1 protein-coding gene is annotated in these 446 nt (G+C 71.7%); it reads right to left on the reverse strand.

Annotated features, from left to right (window positions below; translation table 11 throughout):
- A partial coding sequence (locus ACPYN7_RS18060) for a helix-turn-helix domain-containing protein (protein WP_424348566.1) occupies positions 1-431 on the reverse strand: 431 nt, incomplete at its 3' end.
- Positions 432-446: the final 15 nt, after the last annotated feature.

Below are 446 nucleotides of genomic sequence, written 5' to 3' on the forward strand. Positions count from 1 at the left end.
GTGACCAGCCCGGTGCCGGGCGGGCCCACGTGGCGCCAGACGTGCTCGTCGACACCGAGAGCGTCCACCCCGGTCAGCCGTTCCTCAGCGCCCAGTTGGATCTCGATGACGGGGACGATGGCGTCCCAAACGGTGTTCCAGGCGACCCCGAGCATCTCCGCCAGGGCCGAGACCGCGATGTCATGGGAGCGCAGCTGGGCCACGGCCCAGGCGATCGCGCGGGCGGTGAGCCTGGCCCGCGGGGCCGCCAGCGAGTGGATCTCGCTGAACGTCGAGATCTCGCAGGCATCCTCGAGGCAGCGGTAGATCCGCTTGCGCCAGAGCACCCGCACCGGCACCCCAGCACAGGGCAGGTCGTGGAGCAGGACCTCGCGCCGACCGTGGCCGGTGGCGAGCACCGCGCAAGAGGGGCAGCCCACCACCGACGGCATGGTCTCCACCACCAG

This window comes from Kocuria sp. CH-021, assembly GCF_049716185.1.
Classification (GTDB): Bacteria; Actinomycetota; Actinomycetes; order Actinomycetales; family Micrococcaceae; genus Kocuria; species Kocuria cellulosilytica.